Annotated in this window: 14 protein-coding genes and 1 pseudogene; 4 read left to right on the top strand and 11 right to left on the bottom strand. The window is 56.5% G+C overall.

Features of this window, described 5'->3' with window-relative positions; translation table 11 throughout:
- Positions 1–120: 120 nt before the first annotated feature.
- Positions 121–978 carry a tetratricopeptide repeat protein gene (locus tag ACQY4Z_RS23605; protein ID WP_428529661.1) on the bottom strand — a complete coding sequence of 286 codons (858 nt, stop codon included), beginning with the start codon at positions 976–978 and terminating at the stop codon, positions 121–123.
- A 595-nt stretch (positions 979–1,573) separates the two neighbouring features.
- Between ACQY4Z_RS23605 and parE the strand changes: the two genes are divergently transcribed.
- From parE to ACQY4Z_RS23590, 3 genes and pseudogenes are all read left to right on the top strand, one after another.
- On the top strand, positions 1,574–3,649 hold the full coding sequence (gene parE, locus ACQY4Z_RS23600; protein ID WP_428525351.1) for a DNA topoisomerase IV subunit B: 2,076 nt from the start codon (positions 1,574–1,576) through the stop codon (positions 3,647–3,649).
- A gap of 327 nt (positions 3,650–3,976) precedes the next feature.
- Positions 3,977–5,063 (top strand): annotated as a pseudogene (locus tag ACQY4Z_RS23595) (DEAD/DEAH box helicase); the annotation flags it as partial.
- A 482-nt stretch (positions 5,064–5,545) separates the two neighbouring features.
- Positions 5,546–6,607 carry a GGDEF domain-containing protein gene (locus ACQY4Z_RS23590; protein WP_428525349.1) on the top strand — a complete coding sequence of 354 codons (1,062 nt, stop codon included), beginning with the start codon at positions 5,546–5,548 and terminating at the stop codon, positions 6,605–6,607.
- A gap of 35 nt (positions 6,608–6,642) precedes the next feature.
- Here ACQY4Z_RS23590 and tenA read toward each other — a convergent pair whose 3' ends face one another.
- The 8 genes from tenA to ACQY4Z_RS23550 all read right to left on the bottom strand — a co-directional run bounded on the left by tenA (position 6,643) and on the right by ACQY4Z_RS23550 (position 14,456).
- Positions 6,643–7,305 carry a thiaminase II gene (gene tenA, locus ACQY4Z_RS23585; protein ID WP_428525347.1) on the bottom strand — a complete coding sequence of 221 codons (663 nt, stop codon included), beginning with the start codon at positions 7,303–7,305 and terminating at the stop codon, positions 6,643–6,645.
- A gap of 31 nt (positions 7,306–7,336) precedes the next feature.
- Positions 7,337–7,717, bottom strand: a complete 381-nt coding sequence (sufA, locus tag ACQY4Z_RS23580) for a Fe-S cluster assembly scaffold SufA (protein WP_040450566.1) — start codon at positions 7,715–7,717, stop codon at positions 7,337–7,339.
- Between the two features lie 72 nt (positions 7,718–7,789).
- Positions 7,790–8,185 (bottom strand): SUF system Fe-S cluster assembly protein, encoded by a 396-nt coding sequence (locus ACQY4Z_RS23575; RefSeq protein ID WP_055670174.1) that lies wholly within the window; start codon positions 8,183–8,185, stop codon positions 7,790–7,792.
- A gap of 12 nt (positions 8,186–8,197) precedes the next feature.
- A complete protein-coding gene (locus ACQY4Z_RS23570; protein WP_428525344.1) occupies positions 8,198–9,454 on the bottom strand; it encodes a cysteine desulfurase in 1,257 nt (418 codons plus the stop codon).
- A 105-nt stretch (positions 9,455–9,559) separates the two neighbouring features.
- On the bottom strand, positions 9,560–10,879 hold the full coding sequence (gene sufD / locus ACQY4Z_RS23565; protein WP_428525342.1) for a Fe-S cluster assembly protein SufD: 1,320 nt from the start codon (positions 10,877–10,879) through the stop codon (positions 9,560–9,562).
- 13 nt (positions 10,880–10,892) lie between these two features.
- Positions 10,893–11,648, bottom strand: coding sequence for a Fe-S cluster assembly ATPase SufC (gene sufC, locus ACQY4Z_RS23560; RefSeq protein ID WP_428525340.1), 756 nt, complete (start codon positions 11,646–11,648; stop codon positions 10,893–10,895).
- A 59-nt stretch (positions 11,649–11,707) separates the two neighbouring features.
- Positions 11,708–13,180, bottom strand: a complete 1,473-nt coding sequence (gene sufB / locus ACQY4Z_RS23555) for a Fe-S cluster assembly protein SufB (RefSeq protein WP_133947191.1) — start codon at positions 13,178–13,180, stop codon at positions 11,708–11,710.
- A 106-nt stretch (positions 13,181–13,286) separates the two neighbouring features.
- Entirely contained in the window at positions 13,287–14,456 is a 1,170-nt protein-coding gene (locus tag ACQY4Z_RS23550) for a cysteine desulfurase family protein (RefSeq protein ID WP_428525338.1), read from the bottom strand.
- Positions 14,457–14,743: 287 nt separating this feature from the next.
- On the opposite strand from ACQY4Z_RS23550, the gene ACQY4Z_RS23545 reads away from it, so the two are divergent.
- Positions 14,744–15,412: an alpha/beta hydrolase gene (locus tag ACQY4Z_RS23545; RefSeq protein ID WP_133947187.1), complete on the top strand. Its 669-nt coding sequence runs from the start codon at positions 14,744–14,746 to the stop codon at positions 15,410–15,412.
- A gap of 78 nt (positions 15,413–15,490) precedes the next feature.
- Here the strand turns inward: ACQY4Z_RS23545 and ACQY4Z_RS23540 are convergent, their stop codons facing one another.
- Complete coding sequence (locus ACQY4Z_RS23540) at positions 15,491–16,000, bottom strand: DUF2155 domain-containing protein (RefSeq protein ID WP_428525336.1); 510 nt, start codon at positions 15,998–16,000, stop codon at positions 15,491–15,493.
- Between the two features lie 176 nt (positions 16,001–16,176).
- Complete coding sequence (locus tag ACQY4Z_RS23535; protein ID WP_428525334.1) at positions 16,177–19,107, bottom strand: valine--tRNA ligase; 2,931 nt, start codon at positions 19,105–19,107, stop codon at positions 16,177–16,179.
- Positions 19,108–19,145: the final 38 nt, after the last annotated feature.

Below are 19,145 nucleotides of genomic sequence, written 5' to 3'. Positions count from 1 at the left end.
CACCGATCCTTTGATTGACCGTAGTTGGGCACCGCCTGCATAAAGCGCGCGATGTTGTCTTCACTACGTCGTTGCTGTGTGTCTGGAGGGCTTCATGCGGTCAAAGCCGCGTTGCGCAAATTACTGCGTTGGAACCTGCTGAGCCGTCAGCATATCCGGACGGTTGTTTTCAATCCATGTATCAGCCAGGGACCGTGCTTCTGCACGAACCGGTTCCGGCGCGACGGCAAAATACTGCTCATGCAGGTTGTTGATCCAGGTCGTGTCATGGCCGGTTGCTTGTTTACGGGCAACAGTCAACCACATCAAACCCCGAGCTTTTTTCTTGTCTGAAGACCCAAGAGAGTAAAGCGTTTCGCCGAGTTTGGCCTGAGCACCGACATGGCCTTTGAGTGCAGCAAGATTATACCAGCGCACCGCCATCCGGCTGTTTGTCTCCCGGTACATTTCTCCAAGATGAAACTGGGCAGCTGCATCCCCGTAATAAGATGCTGCATGCGTGAAAATCCTGCGGGCTTGTCCTTCATCTTTGATGACAGCGCCATCGATGCCGCTCAGATAATAAGAGCCAAGTGCCACAAAGGCGCTGGAGACAAAAGGTGCATCCGGGGAATCAGGGCTGTCATTGCCGTGATCCCGGACAATCTGGCTATAATATTGAAAGGCCTTGTAGTCATCTTCCTGCACACCGTCGCCCTTGGCGTACATGTCACCAAGCTTCCAGGCAGCCATGGTCTGCCCGTTTTCTGCTGCATATTTCAAAGACGAGATCGCTGCTGTTTTATCACCGGAGTAATACTGGCGGGCACCAGTGCGCAGAGCTTCATTGGGCGACATGGTCGACGGATTGATCGGTCCGGGCGCGGCCGGCTGGCCGTCAAACGCCTCTGACGGCACTGTTGCCATCATCAAGGCGAGCGCGCCGACAACAGCCCCGCTGATGCTTAAGTGCTGACGATGTGTCTTCTTGCTGTACATCCCGTTCACACTATTCTCCCGCGAACGATAGTCATCATCACGGGCACAAATCCCATTCATCTGTTACACCAAGCTGATGCTTGAATGTTTGACACCTCACTATGCGTCTTGAAACGATTGCGTGATGTCCCAAATGTGAGCGATCAATCTGGCCTTAGTTGGGCTGCGCGCCCTGCCCCAGCAAAACCGCCGTAACGCATTGAACCATCGCGCAACCCGGCATCTGTTTTTGTGCCGAGCGCTACGTGTTGATCCACTCGTGTACCGCAATCATGGCCGAACATGGGCATCAAGCGGCTCCATGAAGGCACCGCAATACTTTGCCGCCAAGTGTTGCTGAATAGGCACAATTTGCCGCCCCTCCTCAGCCCCAATCGAAACACACGCAAGTTGACGATCGGTTTCCATATCTTCAAAAGGCTTCGAGTGATGCCAATTAGCTTCAACGCTGGGGAAAACGGGGGCTTTTGGCCAATTTCCTTGGCTGTTCTATGTTTGTACTTCAAACTGAACCATGATTCGGTGTAGGACCGGCGTGATCAGATGCGCGGTCAGCGCAGTTTAATAAAACCAGGTACCCATCAGGCGATACGCAATGAGCGGAAAAGACGATCTTTTTGCAGGCAATGCAGCTGTTTCCAATTCAGTTGGGTCGGAACCGGCACCAGCACCCAAGCCTGCACCGACGCCTGTTGCGGATCTCTCCGAGGCACGAAAGAAGTCACAAGCTGCCGCCGAAAACAGCGATTATTCAGCTGCCGATATTGAAGTCCTGGAAGGCCTAGAACCTGTTCGAAGACGCCCTGGTATGTACATCGGGGGCACGGACGAAAAGGCCCTTCACCACCTTTTTGCCGAAGTCATCGACAACTCCATGGACGAAGCCGTCGCGGGACACGCAACCTGGATTGATGTCTCCCTTGGTGCGGATGGCTACCTAAACATCACGGACAACGGCCGCGGCATCCCGGTCGATCCGCATCCGAAGTTCAAGGACAAATCGGCTCTGGAAGTCATCATGACGACCCTGCATGCCGGCGGCAAATTCGACAGCAAAGTCTATGAAACGTCCGGTGGTTTGCACGGCGTTGGCGTGTCCGTCGTTAATGCCCTGTCGGACGAACTGGTTGTCGAAGTGGCCCGAAGCCGCAAGCTCTATCGCCAGATCTTTCGTCGCGGTCACCCGCAAGGACCGCTGGAGCATATTGGCGATACTCAAAACCGCCGCGGAACGATGGTCCGATTCAAGCCGGACGAGACGATATTCGGAAAGGGTGTGAAATTCCAGCCGGCGCGCTTGCTCAAGATGGCGCGCTCGAAAGCCTATCTCTTTGGCGGCGTCGAAATCCGCTGGCACTGCGCTCCAGAATTGATTTCAGAGAAGGACGAAACCCCGGCAGAGGCCGTCTTCCACTTCCCCGGCGGCCTGCGGGACTTTCTGGAAGAACGGCTCGGCAAGGAACGGCGGGTGGTCGAGGAAGTCTTTTCGGGCCGGACCGACAAGACCGGCAAACATGGATCGGTCGAATGGGCCGTCAGCTGGTTTGCAGGCGACGGGTTCATCAATTCCTACTGTAACACCGTTCCAACCCCGGAGGGCGGCACGCACGAGGCCGGTTTCCGTTATGCGCTCCTGCGGGGCCTGAAAGCCTACGGTGAACTTGTCAACAACAAGAAAGCTTCGATCATTACCGGTGATGACGTCATGACATCTGCCGGCGGGATGCTCTCGGTCTTCATCCGGGAACCCGAATTTGTTGGCCAGACCAAAGACAAACTGGCTACCAACGAAGCAACACGCGTTGCCGAGACGGCTGTTCGCGATGCCTTTGATCACTGGCTGACCGCATCACCAAATCAAGCCAACAAGCTTCTGGAATGGGTAATCGACCGTGCCGAGGAACGCCTTCGGCGCCGCCAGGAAAAAGACGTGGCCCGCAAGACGGCCGTGCGCAAGCTTCGTCTCCCTGGAAAGCTCGCGGATTGCTCGACCAGCCAGTCGGATGGAACGGAACTCTTCATCGTTGAGGGCGACTCGGCGGGCGGATCTGCAAAACAAGCTCGAAACCGCGCCAACCAGGCCGTTTTGCCGCTGCGCGGCAAGATCCTCAACGTCGCCAATGCTGGCCGCGACAAGCTGGTCGCCAATCAGCAGCTTGCCGACCTCATTCAAGCGCTCGGCTGCGGGACCCGCTCCAACTATGCTGAGAAAGATTTGCGCTACGAAAAAATCGTCATCATGACCGATGCGGACGTGGACGGCGCGCACATCGCTTCGTTGTTGATCACGTTCTTCTATCGGGAAATGCCGGAACTGATCCGTGGTGGTCATCTCTATCTTGCGGTGCCACCACTCTATCGCTTGAGCCAAGGCGGAAAGACCCTCTACGCACGCGATGACATACATAAGGATGAACTCTTGGCCAGCGCCTTCAAGGGCAAATCGAAGGTTGAAATCGGCCGCTTCAAGGGTCTTGGCGAGATGTTGCCCGCTCAGCTGAAGGAAACCACAATGGATCCATCCAAGCGGTCCCTTCTCAAAGTCAGCGTGGACGAATTTGCCATTGCAGATACCAATGACACAGTTGAGCGGCTCATGGGCAACAAACCCGAAGCCCGTTTCCGGTTCATCCAGGACAATGCTGAATTTGCCGACGACCTTGATATCTAAGGCTCAGGCGGACAGAGCTCAATTAATTCAAAGTGTTATGGGTAGATAGGCATTCAAGTCGCATTTAACTTAAATGCCAACGAAATCATGCGATGTAGAAGTTTTATGCGTATGATCACTCATACACCTAGTTTTATTGCGCATGATTTCGGACCAACCATTAACTGAGTTGGCAAAACGACAAGAGAAATACTGAACATTTCTGATATTTAACCTCACCAATGCATTGACTCACCAGCGAACAAATGTAGGGTGTGGCCAAATCGGCGAAGGGCGGTTCAGGACGAACTGCTGCCATTAAATCACAACATTCGGGCAAAGCGCTCCATGTCATTTAATACTCTCGGTCTGAGCGAGAAGGTCCTCGCTGCAGTTGATGCGGCAGGTTATAAAGATCCAACAGCCATCCAGGCAGGTGCCATACCTCAAGTCCTGGAACGGCGCGATGTCCTCGGCATTGCACAGACCGGGACCGGCAAGACCGCCAGCTTCACCTTGCCGATGCTGACCCTTCTTGAAAAAGGACGTGCCCGCGCCCGTATGCCGCGCACGCTTATCCTGGAGCCAACCCGGGAACTGGCCGCTCAGGTCCAGGAAAACTTCGAGAAATACGGCACGAACCACAAGCTGAACGTTGCCCTTTTGATCGGCGGCGTTTCCTTTGCCGAGCAAGACAAGAAACTCGATCGCGGCACGGACGTGCTGATCGCGACGCCTGGCCGCCTGCTGGATCATTTCGAACGCGGCAAGCTGCTTCTTCAGGGCGTCGAAATCCTGGTGATCGACGAAGCTGACCGGATGCTCGACATGGGCTTCATTCCGGACATTGAGCGGATCTGCAAGCTGATCCCGTTCACGCGGCAGACCCTGTTCTTCTCGGCAACAATGCCGCCGGAAATTCAGCGCCTAACCGAAACATTTTTGCAGAACCCTGCAAGGATCGAAGTGGCTCCGACCTCTTCAACGTCCGACAACGTTACACAACAGCTGAAGGCTGCCGGTGGCAAGGACTATGACAAGCGCGCCGCTCTGCGCGAACTTCTGGAAGGTGCTGAAGACCTTCAGAACGCGATTGTCTTCTGTAACCGCAAGCGCGATATCTCGACGCTGTTCCGGTCGCTTGAGCGCCACGAGTACAACGTTGGTGCTCTGCATGGCGACATGGACCAGCGCACCCGCATGATGATGCTGGAAAACTTCCGAAAAGGCGCGATAAAACTGCTCGTTGCCAGTGATGTGGCTGCTCGCGGGCTGGACATCCCGGAAGTCAGCCACGTCTTCAACTACGATGTTCCGATCAATGCGGAAGACTACGTGCACCGGATCGGCCGCACGGGACGCGCTGGCCGTAGCGGCACAGCCTATACGCTTGTAACGGACAACGATCAAAAGTATTTGCGCGCGATCGAAGAGCTGACAAACCAGTCGATCGAGTGGATCGGCGAATCGATTGACTTCGAGGCTGCCGCAGCGGAACGAAAAGCCAAGCGCCGCTCGCCTAAATCGGCCAAGGCAGATTCAAGCAACGACAACGACGCAAGCCAAAGCAAACCAGCGCCGAAAAAGCGTGGCCAGTCACGCCGAAAAAGTGAAGAGCCGGCCGCTGAAACGCAGGTTGAAGAAACACGCTCAAGCAACAGGGTTCAAAAGATTTCTCAAAAATCAGGCAGCAAGCCGCAAAAGCAAGACAACAACGCCCCAGCCTTCAGCGAAGGCGTTCATATTCCTGCATTCCTGTTGCGTGAACCCCGGGCGAAAAAAGCGTCGTAATCCCCAACTTGCAGGGACTCAACCAAATTATTTAACTCGTCCTTAAACGTTACGTCAGATTTTGGATGGCAAGAATTCGGGCCGTGTGGGGTGGCCACCGAAGAAGACTTGACTGAGAGAAAACTGATGTCGGATAAGGACGATCATATCAGGACCATCGGATACGGTGAGTCCGCGATCGGGTACATAAGGAAAAACACCTTACCCGCTTATCCGCGCTCTTATGAACTCTGGTACACCTATTCTGCTGGATACAACCAGGGCCTCAACCGCGCTGTCAACGAAGCTGTAAAAGAAAACGGCCGCATCAGCACCGATGAGATGCTGTCCCTCTATGGTCGTTTCTTGTCCCCGACCCGCCTGGGTGACCGCCTCGATGATGTCGGCTCAAAAGTTTCCCGCGAAGTTGAAGAGATTGTCGAAACACTGAAGCTGAGCGCTGATGCGACATCCGACTACGGAGCCGCTCTCGAGCAGGCCGGCCTTAAGATCTCCGGGATCACAGATCCGGACAAACTGAAGCTTTATGTAACGCATCTGGTCAAATCCACCCAAAATGCGGTTGCCTCCAACAGGAAGCTTGAAAGTCAGCTGTTGGAATCCAAGAAACACATTGAGAACTTGCAGTCTTCGCTTGAAGCGATCCGCTATGAGTCTCTGATTGATGAGCTGACAACCCTCAACAATCGCAAGCACTTCGACAACTCACTCGAGAAGGTAATCCGGAACTCCATAGAGAGTGGCCGTGGGTTTGCGTTGTTGATGACGGACATCGATCATTTCAAGAAATTCAACGATACCTATGGTCACCAGACGGGCGATCAGGTTTTGCGGCTGGTCGCCTTGTCCGTAAAACAAAACATTTCAAGCCAGGACATCGCATGCCGATACGGCGGTGAAGAATTCGCGATCATCCTGCCCCATGCAGGGCTTGACGAAGCTATTGAGGTCGCGGAAAAAATCCGTGCTGCTGTGATGGCCAAGGAACTAGTAAAGCGCTCGACGGGTGAAAACCTTGGGCGCATCACGATTTCTGCTGGCATTGCAGCCTACAAACCGAACGATAACGAGCACACCATTGTCTCGCGTGCCGATGAAGCAATGTATGCGGCCAAAAACGCTGGCCGTAACCTTGTGAAAACCGAAAACGATCTCGAAATGAAAGAAAATCAGGAAAACGTCGCCTAACAACCCACGACACCTCCTGAAACTATCTCCCGGACCTAGTCCGCAGCGTCCAATCCCATTTGCCAGAAATCCGCTTCCAATCGGCTTGCCTTTTCGAACAAGGCCAAAAGCCGCGGATACCGTGCTTCGGTCAGGTAGACGTCCCCAGTCTCGTCAATCCAGTTGGCAAAACCCTTGGCCAGATCCTGATAGGCATCACTGCCATATTCCTGGATCCAGCGGCTGTAAGGATTGTCATCGGTGGCCGCTCCCGCATTCATCAGCGCTGACCCGATTTCCGCATAGCCGATCACACACGGGGCGAGTGCTGCTTGCAGGTCCAGGAGATCGCCGGACATGCCGGCATCCAGAACAAAGCGCGTGTAAGCCATTGTAGGTGTATCTTCTGGGGCACTTTCAATGTTTTCGCGTGTCATGCCCCAGGAGCCACAAAGCTCTAGATGTAGGTCCAGCTCGACATCCAGTATGGCCTTAACGCCCTCAAGTGACTGCCGCATGTCGACGACAGTAGGGCTTTTGTAAATGCCGAGCGCATAGGCCCGCGCAAACTGGATCAGAAACAGATAGTCCTGAACCAGATAATGCTTGAAAGCGCTGAGCGGGAGATACCCTTTGCCGAGCTGGCGAACGAACTCGTGGTCAACATAAGACGCCCACTGCGGGGCCGCATCGGCCTTCAGCCGCTCAAACAACTTCACGCTATCACCTGAAATATTGGAGTATGGTCAATCAGTTCCGCGCATGTGCGCTGAGGTCCGCTGCCTGAAGAGACACAGATTCGCCACAGCCACAGGCAGACACTTCGTTCGGGTTCTTGAAGACGAAGCCGGACCGGAACTTGGTCACTTCAAAGTCCATTTCCGTTCCGAGCAGGAAAAGCACGGCGGACGGATCGACAAAGATCTTTGCACCCTTGTCTTCGATCACATCATCGCCGGGGCTCGCCTCTTCGACGAGATCCATGGCGTATTCCATACCGGCGCAGCCGCCTTTTTTGATGCCGACGCGCAAACCTAATGCCGGCTTGTCCGCGTTATCGACAAGTTCGCAGACCCGCTCTGCGGCAGCATCGGTCAATGTCATGACCTGGAATTTTGAGGCAGAAGCCATCACGTCCTCTCAAGCAGTCTCAGGAGTTTAACCTGATATAGGAACTCAGCTTAAGGATACAAAGGGAAGAACTCAATACCAGTTGAGCGCGACCTTGGCCTCATCGGACATGCGGTCCGGCGTCCAGGGCGGATCAAAGACCATGTCGACAGTCACCGGGCCAACGCCGGCAACAGAGGCAACAGCGTTTTCAACCCAACCCGGCATTTCACCTGCAACGGGACACCCCGGCGCCGTGAGGGTCATGTCGATGTTGATCGAGCGGTCATCTTCGATATCGACCTTGTAGATCAGGCCGAGTTCATAGATGTCACACGGAATTTCCGGATCGTAGACGGTTTTCAGAGCACCGATGATGTCCGTCGTCAGGCGGTCGAGTTCAGCCGGCGAGATCGCGCTTTGGGCGCTGACCTCAGCCTGGAGCTCTTCACCAGCTGCATTCGTATCGATCGTGGTCGCGTTATCCATGTCCAACGGTCCTTACCCGAAGAAGCTCTGCGCCTTTACGAGCGCTTCATACAGCGCGTCGACTTCATCGCGCGTGTTGTACATTCCAAAACTTGCCCGGCATGTAGAGGTTACACCATATTTTGCCAAGAGGGGCTGAGCGCAATGTGTGCCGGCACGAACCGCCACGCCAGACCGGTCAATGATCGTCGAGACATCATGAGCGTGGGCTCCCTCGATCTCAAATGAGATGATGGCCCCCTTCCCCGGTGCGTCGCCGAATATCCGGAGCGAGTTGATCTGGCGCAGTTTCTCATGCGCGTAGATTTTCAGATCTTCCTCATGGCGCGCAATGTTCTCGCGGCCGATCGAATCCATGTAGTCCAGCGCAGCTCCAAGACCAATCGCCTGAACGATCGGCGGGGTGCCGGCTTCAAACCGGTGTGGCGGTGCGTTGTAGGTTACATCATCCTCGGTCACATCGAGGATCATCTCTCCGCCGCCCTGGAACGGACGCAACGCTTCCAGACGTTCCGGCTTGCCGTAGAGCACGCCAATGCCCGACGGGCCGTACACCTTGTGACCTGTGAAGACGTAATAGTCGCAGCCAATGTCCTGAACATCGACTGGCATATGCACGGCGGCCTGACTTCCGTCCACGAGGACCTGAATGCCGCGCTCATGCGCGATTTCACAGATCTCCTTGACCGGAACAACGGTTCCAAGAACGTTGGACATATGCGTGATCGCGACGAGCTTGGTCCGGTCGGTCAGGGCGTCCTTGAACGCGTCCAGATCAAACGAGCCATCCTCACGAACATAGACCCACTTCAACTTTGCCCCATGCCGCTCCCGGTGGAAGTGCCACGGCACGATGTTGGAGTGGTGCTCCATGATCGACAGAACGATCTCATCGCCCTCTGCGAAGAATTTCCCGCCGAGACCATAGGCAACGAGATTGATCGCTTCCGTGGTCGACTTGGTGAAAACAATATTGTCGACGGACCCAGCGTTCAGGAAACGACGAACCTTTTCCCGCGCCGCTTCAAAGTTGTCAGTCGCCGTATTGGACAGGTAATGCAGACCCCGGTGGACGTTGGCGTATTCATGGCTATACGCCTTGGTCACCGCATCGATCACCGCCTGAGGTTTTTGCGCCGAGGCGCCATTGTCGAGATAAACCAGCGGCTTTCCATAGACCTCGCGCGCAAGGATCGGGAAATCCTTGCGGATCGCCTCAACATCGTATTCCGTCGATATCGTGGTCTCTTGTGCGGTTGCGACCGTCATGCGGCGCTGCTCCTTATTCCAAAAATCCTTTTCCGCAGAGATGCTTCATCACCCGGCGGAAAACAAGAGTGTGCGCGGATTTGCCCAACCCGCGCAAACACGTCATCAGTGACCGGCCAACCAGTCGCGGACCCGCTGCTCCAGGCCTTCGGTCACGTCATCTTCGCCATACTCTTCAATGGCTTCCGAAAGGAAGGCAAGAACGAGAAGTGTCTTTGCCTCGTCTTCCGGGATGCCGCGGGCACGGAGATAGAACAGAAGATCCTCATCGATCTGACCGCTGGTCGCACCATGGGCACACAGAACGTCGTCCGCGAAGATTTCCAGCTCCGGCTTGTTCGCCATTTCCGCTGTCTCAGAGAGCAGCAGCGCCTGGGTCATCATTTCGCCGTCGGTCTTCTGGGCGTGCGGAGCAACGTTGATCCGGCCCTGATAGACACCGCGGGCTTCACCGTCGAGCACGGTCTTGAAGAACTCGCGGCTGTTACAATGCGGTACAGCGTGATCGACGATCAGTGTCTGATCGGCAAGATCAGATCCGCCGGCCATCGAAACACCGTAGATCTTGGCCTCGGAGTTTTCTCCGGTGAAGTTGATGAACTGCTGGTTCCGAACAAATTGCGGCCCTGCGATGAAGCCGAGCGATTTGAATTCGGCCTCGGCTCCAAGCGTTGCGATCGTCGTCAGAAGACGCGCAGCTTCGGTCTTGCCGGCAATCAGCCGTGTTGCTGCAACCGATGCATTGTCCGCAACGTCGTAGTCAAACACGGTGTTGATCTCACCGGCACCGGTGTCGCCGGAAAAGCTTTCCAGAACACGCAGCTTGGCGCCCTTGCCAACCGTGATCTTGTTGCGGACGACCTGTGCTCCAGTTGCGGTTGCCAGCTGAACCAGCTCAAGCGGCTTGGAGACTTCCGCGCCGTCCTTCACTGTCACAACCACACCGCCCTGAACAAAGGCCGTGTTCAGCGCAACCAAACCGTCATTCGGTCCGGTCTTGGGCGACTTCAGAAGCTGTGCGCCTTCGTCACTGGATAGTGCATCCGTGAGATTGGAGACTGTGACACCTTCTGCAGCGAGCGCATCAATGTCCGACAGTTCTGCAACAAAACTGCCGTTGGCGACAACGATCTTGAAACGATCCAGATCTCCGAAGGTCTCGGAGGCCTCCAGAACGCCTTTCACAGCGGAACTGTCGGCAGCGGTTGCAAGTGGTGCAGCAGACTTCATGAAGGCGCGCAGATCGGAGTACTTGTACTCCTCAACGCGGCGGTGCGGCAGGCCCTTGTCCTTGATCTGGCCAAGCGCTGATTCGCGCAAGGCTGCAACGGCAACGGAGCCTGCGAGCGCGCTCTTGGCCGCGTCGTACCGGTCGATCAGGTCACTTTCGGCCTGGGTGTTCCTGATGGGTGCATTTGCGTTCATGTCGCGGCTCCTATCAAGCGGCTGCGTTGATGATGTCAGCGTAACCGTTTTTCTCCAGTTCAAGCGCCAGGTCCTTGTCGCCTGTCTTCACGATCTTGCCTTTGGACAAGACGTGGACAACATCGGGGACAATGTGATCGAGCAGACGCTGATAGTGTGTGATCACCACCATGGCCCGGTCCGGACCGCGCAGCTTGTTGACGCCCTCGGAGACGATGCGCAGAGCGTCGATATCTAGGCCGGAATCGGTTTCGTCCAGAACGCAAAGCTTCGGCTCCAGAAGAGACATCTGAAGGATTTCAGCGCGTTTCTTCTCACCGCCGGAAAAACCAACGTTCAGCGGACGCTTCAGCATGTCCATGGAGACGTTCAGGTGAGCCGCTGCTTCCTTGACGCGCTTCATGAAGTCCGGAATGGACAGAGTGTCTTCACCGCGCGCCTTGCGCTGTGCGTTCATCGCTGTCTTCAGGAATTCCATGGTCGCAACACCCGGAATTTCGATCGGGTACTGAAACGCCAGGAACATGCCGGCTGCCGCCCGCTCGTCCGGCTCCATGTCGAGCATGTTTTTACCGTTGAACAGGATCTCGCCTTCGGTGACTTCATAGTCGTCCTTGCCCGCCAGGATATAGGACAGCGTGGACTTGCCGGAGCCGTTCGGGCCCATGATGGCGTGGACTTCGCCAGCATTGACGGTGAGGTCAATGCCGCGCAGGATTTCTGTTTCGTCTTCCGCGATGCGAGCGTGCAGGTTTTTGATCTCAAGCATTGAGATGTTCCTTGTCATTCAAAGGGCAGTCGTCGCCCAAACCAAATTTTCAGGCGGGCTTAGCCCACAGATCCTTCAAGGCTGATCGAGATCAGCTTTTGAGCTTCAACAGCAAATTCCATCGGCAGCTGCTGGATGACGTCCTTGACGAAGCCGTTGACGATCAGCGCCACCGCTTCTTCTTCGTTCATCCCGCGTTGCAGGCAATAGAACATCTGGTCGTCCGAGATCTTCGAGGTGGTCGCCTCGTGCTCGAACTGTGCCGTTGCGTTCTTGCTTTCAATGTAAGGCACCGTATGTGCGCCGCACTCCTGACCGATCAGGAGACTGTCACATTGGGTGAAGTTCCGGGCGTTGGATGCCTTGCGGTGGGCTGAGATCAGGCCGCGGTAGGTGTTTTCCGACTTGCCCGCGGAAATGCCCTTGGAGATCACCCGGCTCGACGTGTTCTTGCCGAGGTGGATCATCTTGGTGCCGCTGTCGATCTGCTGGTGACCGTTGGACACCGCAATGGAATAGAACTCTCCGCGGGAGTTGTCGCCGCGCAGAATGCAGGACGGGTACTTCCAGGTGATCGCAGAGCCGGTTTCGACCTGGGTCCAGGAGATCTTGGAGTTCTTGCCGCGACAATCGCCCCGCTTCGTGACGAAGTTGTAGATGCCGCCCTTGCCGTCCTTGTCGCCCGGGAACCAGTTCTGAACGGTGGAGTACTTGATCTCCGCGTCGTCCAGCGCAACCAGTTCCACGACCGCCGCGTGCAGCTGGTTTTCATCCCGCTGTGGCGCCGTGCAGCCTTCAAGATAGGAAACGTAGGAGCCCTTGTCGGCAATGATCAGCGTGCGCTCAAACTGACCCGTGTTCTGCTCGTTGATGCGGAAGTAGGTCGACAGCTCCATCGGGCAGCGCACGCCCTCCGGGATGTAGACGAAGGATCCGTCAGAGAAAACGGCCGAGTTCAGCGTCGCATAATAGTTGTCGGTCACCGGAACCACTGACCCGATGTACTTTTTCACAAGGTCCGGATACTCGCGCATCGCCTCGGAAATCGAGCAGAAGATGACACCGGCCTTCTTAAGCTCTTCCTTGAACGTCGTGACAACGGAAACTGAATCGAAGACAGCGTCGACAGCGACCCGGTTTTCAGGCGCCACACCTGCCAGGATTTCCTGCTCGCGCAGCGGGATGCCAAGCTTTTCGTAGGTTTCCAGGAGCTCCGGATCGACCTCGTCCAAGCTCTTCGGGCCTTCGACGGACTTCGGAGCCGCCCAGTAGTAGAGCTCGTCGAAGTCGATCTTCGGGTAGGAGACGCGCGCCCAATCCGGCTCTTCCATCTGCTGGAAGCGGCGCAAAGCATCAAGGCGCCACTCGGTCATCCACTCGGGTTCGTCTTTTTTTGCCGACAGGAACCGGATGGTTTCCTCGGACAAACCCTTGGCACCCTTTTCCGACTCGATATCGGTTACAAAGCCGTATTTATACTGGTCAACATCGATGGCTTTCACCTGGTCGATGGTTTCCTGTACAGCTGGCATCGCTTGCCTCCATTATGCGGACGGACGTGTCCGCGTCTTTTGCATGTCCATGTGCCGCGAACTGCGGCCCAAGGTGTGATGGCGGTTTCCCGCCAGATTTCGTGCCTCACGCAGCCTTGTGGCGTGCTTCCGGGTTCAGCCGGTCGACGATCTTCGGCCAAACCTCCAAAAACCGGTCGATTTCCTGCGGGCCCGTGTCCCAGCCCATGCTGATCCTGAGAGCGCCGCGCGCCGTATCTTCATCCACACCCATCGCGGTCAGAACATGCGACACGGATACCTTTCCGGACGAACAAGCAGACCCCGATGAAACAGATACGCGTTCCAGGTCAAAAGCGATCAGTGCGGTTTCAGCTGCAATGCCGGGAACGGCGAAACAAACAGTGTTGACCAGCCGGTCGGTGCCCTCACCGAAGATGACTGTCTCCGGGCACACTGCCCGCAGGCCGTCTTCGAGTTTTTCCCTCAAGGCCACAAAATGGGATGTGTCAGCCGCATCCTCAAGGGCCGCCTGCGCCGCAATACCAAAGCCGGCAATCGCGGAGACGTTTTCTGTGCCGCCCCTGCGCCAGTTTTCCTGGCCCCCGCCGACCATCAGCGGCGCCGGAACACGAGCCGTGGACCGGACGACGACAGCGCCCATGCCTTGCGGGCCACCAAACTTGTGTGCCGACAACGTGATGACATCTGCGCCCCAGGCTTCAATGTCAATCGGCATCCGGCCGGCTGCCTGGACCGCGTCGACATGGAAAAAGTGACCGTATTTCGCAGCCAGCGCGCCAATGTCTGAGAGCGGCTCGATGACCCCGGTCTCATTGTTTGCTGCCATGACCGAAATCAGGCTCGGCGCAGCGTCCTTGATCAGCTCTCCCAACGCGCGAAGATCGACAACGCCATTCGAATCAACTGGAACAACCACCTGATCCATCACCGGGAACCGCCCGCCGGTCACAACGGACGGGTGTTCGACCGCGCTGCGGAACAACTTGTCGAGATAAACGGGCGTGCCCTGATCCTGCCAGGCTGGCGTCAGAGCGGTCATATTGGCTTCCGTGCCACCAGACACAAAGGTTACCGCACGGGTCTTGGCACCGCACAGGCGGGCCACCGCTTCGCGGGCTTCTTCAATCCTGCCCCGCGCCTTCCGGCCATGGGTGTGAACGGAAGAGGCATTTCCTGCGTCCTGAAGCACGGTGATCATCGCATCACGGACGTCAGGGCGCATGGGCGCACCTGCGTTGTGATCGAGATAAACCGGGTCAGAGCGGCGGGACATGACACCTCTTCGGTGAAACTGGATACGTTTGGCTTCCAAAATCCGTACAATTTTCAAGCATCTGTTCGAAAAACTTGAAATTTTCCGCCGTGATGACGATAACAGCGACAACCGGTCGAACCGAGTGTTGCCATTTCAGCGGCGGCACGAACTTTCGAATAATTCTAAACAAGGTTCTAAAAACTTGGAGCTTGAGAGTCAAGTTTAGACTTACGGGAAACCACGTATAGAACCGAATTCACCGGCGGCCGTTCGGCTGCCGTCAAAACACAAGGATAAATCGCTTCATGCCTGAGGTGATCTTCAACGGTCCCGCCGGCCGGCTGGAAGGCCGGTTCCATCCCGCAAAAAAGCGCAACGCTCCCATCGCTCTGGTCCTGCACCTGCACCCCCAGTTCGGCGGCACGATGAACAATCAGATTGTTTATCAGATGTATTACATGTTCGCCCGGCGCGGCTTTGCGGTTCTGCGCTTCAATTTCCGCGGCGTTGGCCGTTCGCAAGGTACATTCGATCACGGGCAAGGCGAGTTGTCTGATGCAGCTGCCGCGCTCGACTGGGTTCAGACCGTTCATCCAGACGCCCGTGCTTGCTGGATTGCCGGTTTCTCGTTCGGTGCCTGGATCGGCATGCAGCTCCTGATGCGCCGCCCGGAAGTGGAAGGCTTTATTTCCGTTGCCCCACCGGCCAACCTGCACGACTTCTCGTTCCTGGCCCCCTGCCCATCCTCCGGCCTGATCATTCATGGCGAGCAGGACAAGGTCGTTCCGCAAAAGGACGTTCAAACGCTGGTCGACAAGCTGAAAACCCAGAAAGGCATCGTCATTGATCACCAGACGATCCCGGGTGCGAACCATTTCTTTGAAAACGACATGGACACGCTGATCGACAATTGCGGCGATTACGTCGATGGCCGCCTTGGCCTGACACCTGCCGATTATGTCGACGTCGACTGATTTCTAAGACACTCAGAAAATGAAAAACCCGCCAACCGGCGGGTTTTTTGTTGGTCCAATACCAACCAAGTTCGATATTTACCCCTGAAACGGTTTGGCGCGGGGGATACCGGGTCCGGTATCGACGCCATCGTCAGGTCCTGCCAGCGGGTCTTCCCCTTCTGCGACAACACCCTTGATCGGCGGGCCGTCATAATCCTCCGGCGGTGGCACCTTGGACGCCAGGCGGCAGTCGGTCAGCCAGATGTCATAGACCGGGTGCTCGACCGCATGAAGGCCCGGGCTTGCCGCATACATCCAGCCTGAAAAGATCCTGCGGACCTCATTGTTCAAGGTGATTTCGTCGACCTGCACAAAGCCGGTTGTCAGCGGCGACTCGGTTTGCGGACGGGTGTGGCAGACCCGCGGTGTCACCTGAAGGGCGCCAAACTGAACCGTTTCGCCGATATAGACGTCGAAGTTGATGATCCGGCCCGTGATCTTGTCGAGACCAGAAAAGACGGCCACCGGGTTTTCGATTTTTTCCGATTCCGCCTGCGCGAGCGCAGCCTGCGGCTGAAACGCAAGCAATCCGAGCCCGAGTGCCATTGCGGCAGGCTTAAAAACAGTTCGACCATCAAAAAACACGTGGGGCATCAGCTCCGACCAGATTCGCAATTTCAATCCTATCCCTGCCTGGGGACCGGGCGCTACCATTGAAATGCGGCCCGGACGCGGCAACAAGCGCATCCGGGCCGTCTATCCAACAGATTGTACGGCCTCTATTAGCCGATTTCGGCAAGCCGGCTCAGAGCAACGTTGATCTTGTCCAGCTTTTCCTTGGACTCAGCAACCTTCTCCCGCTCACCGGCAACCACTTCATCCGGAGCCTTCTCAACAAACTTCGGATTGGAAAGCTTCTTCTCGATCTTCGAGATGTCAGCCTCCAGTTTGCCGGCATCCTTGGAAAGGCGTGCTTTTTCAGCGGCAAGGTCGATCACGCCGGCAAGCGGCAAGCAGATCGTTGCTTCGCCGATGATGATCTGCGCAGACCCAGCAGGAGCCGCATCGGCCATCGAGATGTCCTCGGCACGCGCCAGACGCTGGATCGCAGGCTCATGGGTTGCGATCCGGCTCTGGGTCACGTCATTGGCCCCAACAACAACCAACTGAACCTTCGCACCTGCCGGGATGTTCATTTCTGCACGGACCGAGCGGATTTCAGAGATCAAATCAACCAGCCAGTTGATTTCCCCGGCAGCCGTCTCATCGCTGACCAGCGGCTTCGGCCACGCGCTCAGCATCAACAGTTTGTCCGCTTTCTGGCCCTCGTCGCCCAGACGCTCCCAAAGCTCTTCGGTCAGGAACGGCATGAACGGATGCAACACTTTCAGGATCTCGTCGATCGCCCAAGCCGCCGTTGCGCGTGTTTCGGCCTTGGCTGCCTCATCATCCCCGTTGAAGATCGGCTTGGCGAGCTCCAGGTACCAGTCGCAGAACGTGTTCCAGGTAAACCGGTAGATGCCGCCGGAGGCATCGTTGAAGCGGTAGTCTTCAAGCGCCTTGGTGACTTCGGCAATGCAATTGCCCATTTCGGTCGCAATCCAGCGATTGAGGGTATGGCTCGCAGTCGACGGGTCAAACCTGTCAACCCGAGCACAGCCATTCATCTCCGCAAAACGGGCAGCATTCCAGAGTTTGGTTGCAAAGCGCTGACCGCCTTCTGCCGCCTGATCAGACATGCGCAGTGTCCGGCGCCCCTGCACTTCCTGGCTCGCCAAGGCATAGCGGGTCGCATCCGCACCATAAGACGCGATGAGATCCAATGGGTCGAGAACATTGCCCAAGGACTTGGACATCTTCTTCCCGTTCTTATCAACCACAATCGAGTTGATGTAGACGGTGTGGAACGGCACTTCCTTCATGAAGTGGATGCCCTGCATCATCATCCGGGCAACCCAGAAGAAGATGATATCGAAGCCGGTAATCAGAACGTCCGTCTTGTAGTAGCGCTCAAGTTCCGGTGTCTGATGCGGCCAACCGAGCGTGGAGAACGGCCACAGCGCGGACGAGAACCACGTGTCGAGCACGTCCTCGTCACGCGTCAAGGTCTTGCCCCCGGACATTTCGACGGCTTCCTCCTCGCTCATCGCGCAGTATTCGTTGCCCTCTTCGTCGTACCAAACCGGGATCTGGTGGCCCCACCAGAGCTGGCGCGAAATGCACCAGGGCTGAATGTCGTTCAGCCAGTTGTAGTAGGTCTTGTCCCAGTTGCCGGGAACGAATTTTGTCTCGCCGTCCTGAACTGCCTTCAGTGCCGGTTCTGCCAGCGTCTTGGCATCCACGAACCACTGGTCGGTCAGCATCGGCTCGATCACGACTTTCGAGCGGTCACCGAACGGCTGCATGATCTTCTTGGATTCGACCATCGGCAGCTCGGCCGGGCCTTCCTCGTCGTCGCCAAGTTTTTGGACCTTGGCCTTGCCCTTGTCGTCCCACTCCGACGCCTTGCCTTTCATCCAGGCAACGTCCGGATGATCGCTAGGGACCATCACAGCGAGGCCTTCCGCTGTAATCTGGTCAATGACGCGCTTGCGGGCGGCAAACCGGTCAAGACCGCGAAGCTCATCGGGAACGATGTTGATCTCGTCAATCTCGTTGATTGTCATCTCGGCGCCGTCGATGAGCGCCTGGGCCTTTTTCGCTTCCTCAGAATACGGCGCGCCATCAGCCCGCATGGCCCCTTGGGTGTCCATCAGCCGGTACATCGGGATCTTGCCGCGCAGGGCGACCTGATAATCGTTGAAATCGTGCGCACCGGTGATCTTCACAGCACCTGACCCAAAATCGGGATCCGGATATTCATCGGTGATGATCGGGATCAGGCGCCGGTGTTCCTTCGGCCCAACCGGGATTTCGCAGAGCTTGCCAATGATCGGCTTGTAGCGCTCGTCTCCCGGGTGGACGGCAACCGCGCCGTCGCCCAGCATGGTTTCCGGGCGGGTCGTCGCGATCGAGATGTAGTCGCGCGTCTCGCGCAGCGTGACATTGCCGTCCTCGTCCTTCTCGACATACTCATAGGTTTCCCCGCCGGCCAGCGGGTACTTGAAGTGCCACATGTGGCCATCGGTTTCGATGTTCTCGACTTCCAGATCGGAAATCGCCGTCTCGAACTTTGGATCCCAGTTGACCAGCCGCTTGGACTTGTAGATCAAGCCTTCCTTGTAAAGATCAACGAACACCTTCAGGACAGCGTCCGACAGGTTCGGTGACATGGTGAACTCGGTGCGGCTCCAGTCACAGGACGCGCCAAGACGCTTCAGCTGACCGAGGATCGTGCCTTCGGACTTCCGTTTTTGCTCCCAGACGCGCTCGATGAAAGCCTCCCGGCCCATGTCCCGGCGGCTTGGCTTGTTGTCCGCGGCAAGCTCACGTTCAACAACCATTTGCGTTGCAATGCCCGCGTGGTCGGTGCCCGGCTGCCAGAGAACGTCATAGCCCTGCATGCGTTTCCAGCGGACAAGAATATCCTGCAGCGTGTTGTTCAGCGCGTGGCCCATGTGCAGGGAGCCTGTCACATTCGGCGGCGGAATTACGATGGTAAAGGCATCGGCGCCATCCTTGGCACCGGCTCCGGCCTTGAAGGCCTCCGCCTTTTCCCAGGTTTCGTAAATCCGCGGCTCAACGCTGGCCGCATCGTAGGTCTTATCCAGCATCAGGGTCACTCAATGGGGAAGTTGTCCAGAAAATCGTG

This window comes from Roseibium sp., from assembly GCF_965276855.1.
In the GTDB taxonomy this organism is placed as follows: Bacteria; Pseudomonadota; Alphaproteobacteria; order Rhizobiales; family Stappiaceae; genus Roseibium.
This window is presented reverse-complemented; position numbering and strand designations above follow the sequence as displayed.

Excerpts from the sequence above, each read along its gene's own strand:
- ACQY4Z_RS23605 (WP_428529661.1), bottom strand. The coding sequence starts at position 978 with ATGTACAGCAAGAAGACACATCGTCAGCACTTAAGCATCAGCGGGGCT.
- parE (WP_428525351.1), top strand. The coding sequence starts at position 1,574 with ATGAGCGGAAAAGACGATCTTTTTGCAGGCAATGCAGCTGTTTCCAAT.
- ACQY4Z_RS23590 (WP_428525349.1), top strand. The coding sequence starts at position 5,546 with ATGTCGGATAAGGACGATCATATCAGGACCATCGGATACGGTGAGTCC.
- sufA (WP_040450566.1), bottom strand. The coding sequence starts at position 7,717 with ATGGCTTCTGCCTCAAAATTCCAGGTCATGACATTGACCGATGCTGCC.
- ACQY4Z_RS23575 (WP_055670174.1), bottom strand. The coding sequence starts at position 8,185 with ATGGATAACGCGACCACGATCGATACGAATGCAGCTGGTGAAGAGCTC.
- ACQY4Z_RS23570 (WP_428525344.1), bottom strand. The coding sequence starts at position 9,454 with ATGACGGTCGCAACCGCACAAGAGACCACGATATCGACGGAATACGAT.
- sufD (WP_428525342.1), bottom strand. The coding sequence starts at position 10,879 with ATGAACGCAAATGCACCCATCAGGAACACCCAGGCCGAAAGTGACCTG.
- sufC (WP_428525340.1), bottom strand. The coding sequence starts at position 11,648 with ATGCTTGAGATCAAAAACCTGCACGCTCGCATCGCGGAAGACGAAACA.
- sufB (WP_133947191.1), bottom strand. The coding sequence starts at position 13,180 with ATGCCAGCTGTACAGGAAACCATCGACCAGGTGAAAGCCATCGATGTT.
- ACQY4Z_RS23550 (WP_428525338.1), bottom strand. The coding sequence starts at position 14,456 with ATGTCCCGCCGCTCTGACCCGGTTTATCTCGATCACAACGCAGGTGCG.
- ACQY4Z_RS23545 (WP_133947187.1), top strand. The coding sequence starts at position 14,744 with ATGCCTGAGGTGATCTTCAACGGTCCCGCCGGCCGGCTGGAAGGCCGG.
- ACQY4Z_RS23540 (WP_428525336.1), bottom strand. The coding sequence starts at position 16,000 with ATGGCACTCGGGCTCGGATTGCTTGCGTTTCAGCCGCAGGCTGCGCTC.
- ACQY4Z_RS23535 (WP_428525334.1), bottom strand. The coding sequence starts at position 19,107 with ATGCTGGATAAGACCTACGATGCGGCCAGCGTTGAGCCGCGGATTTAC.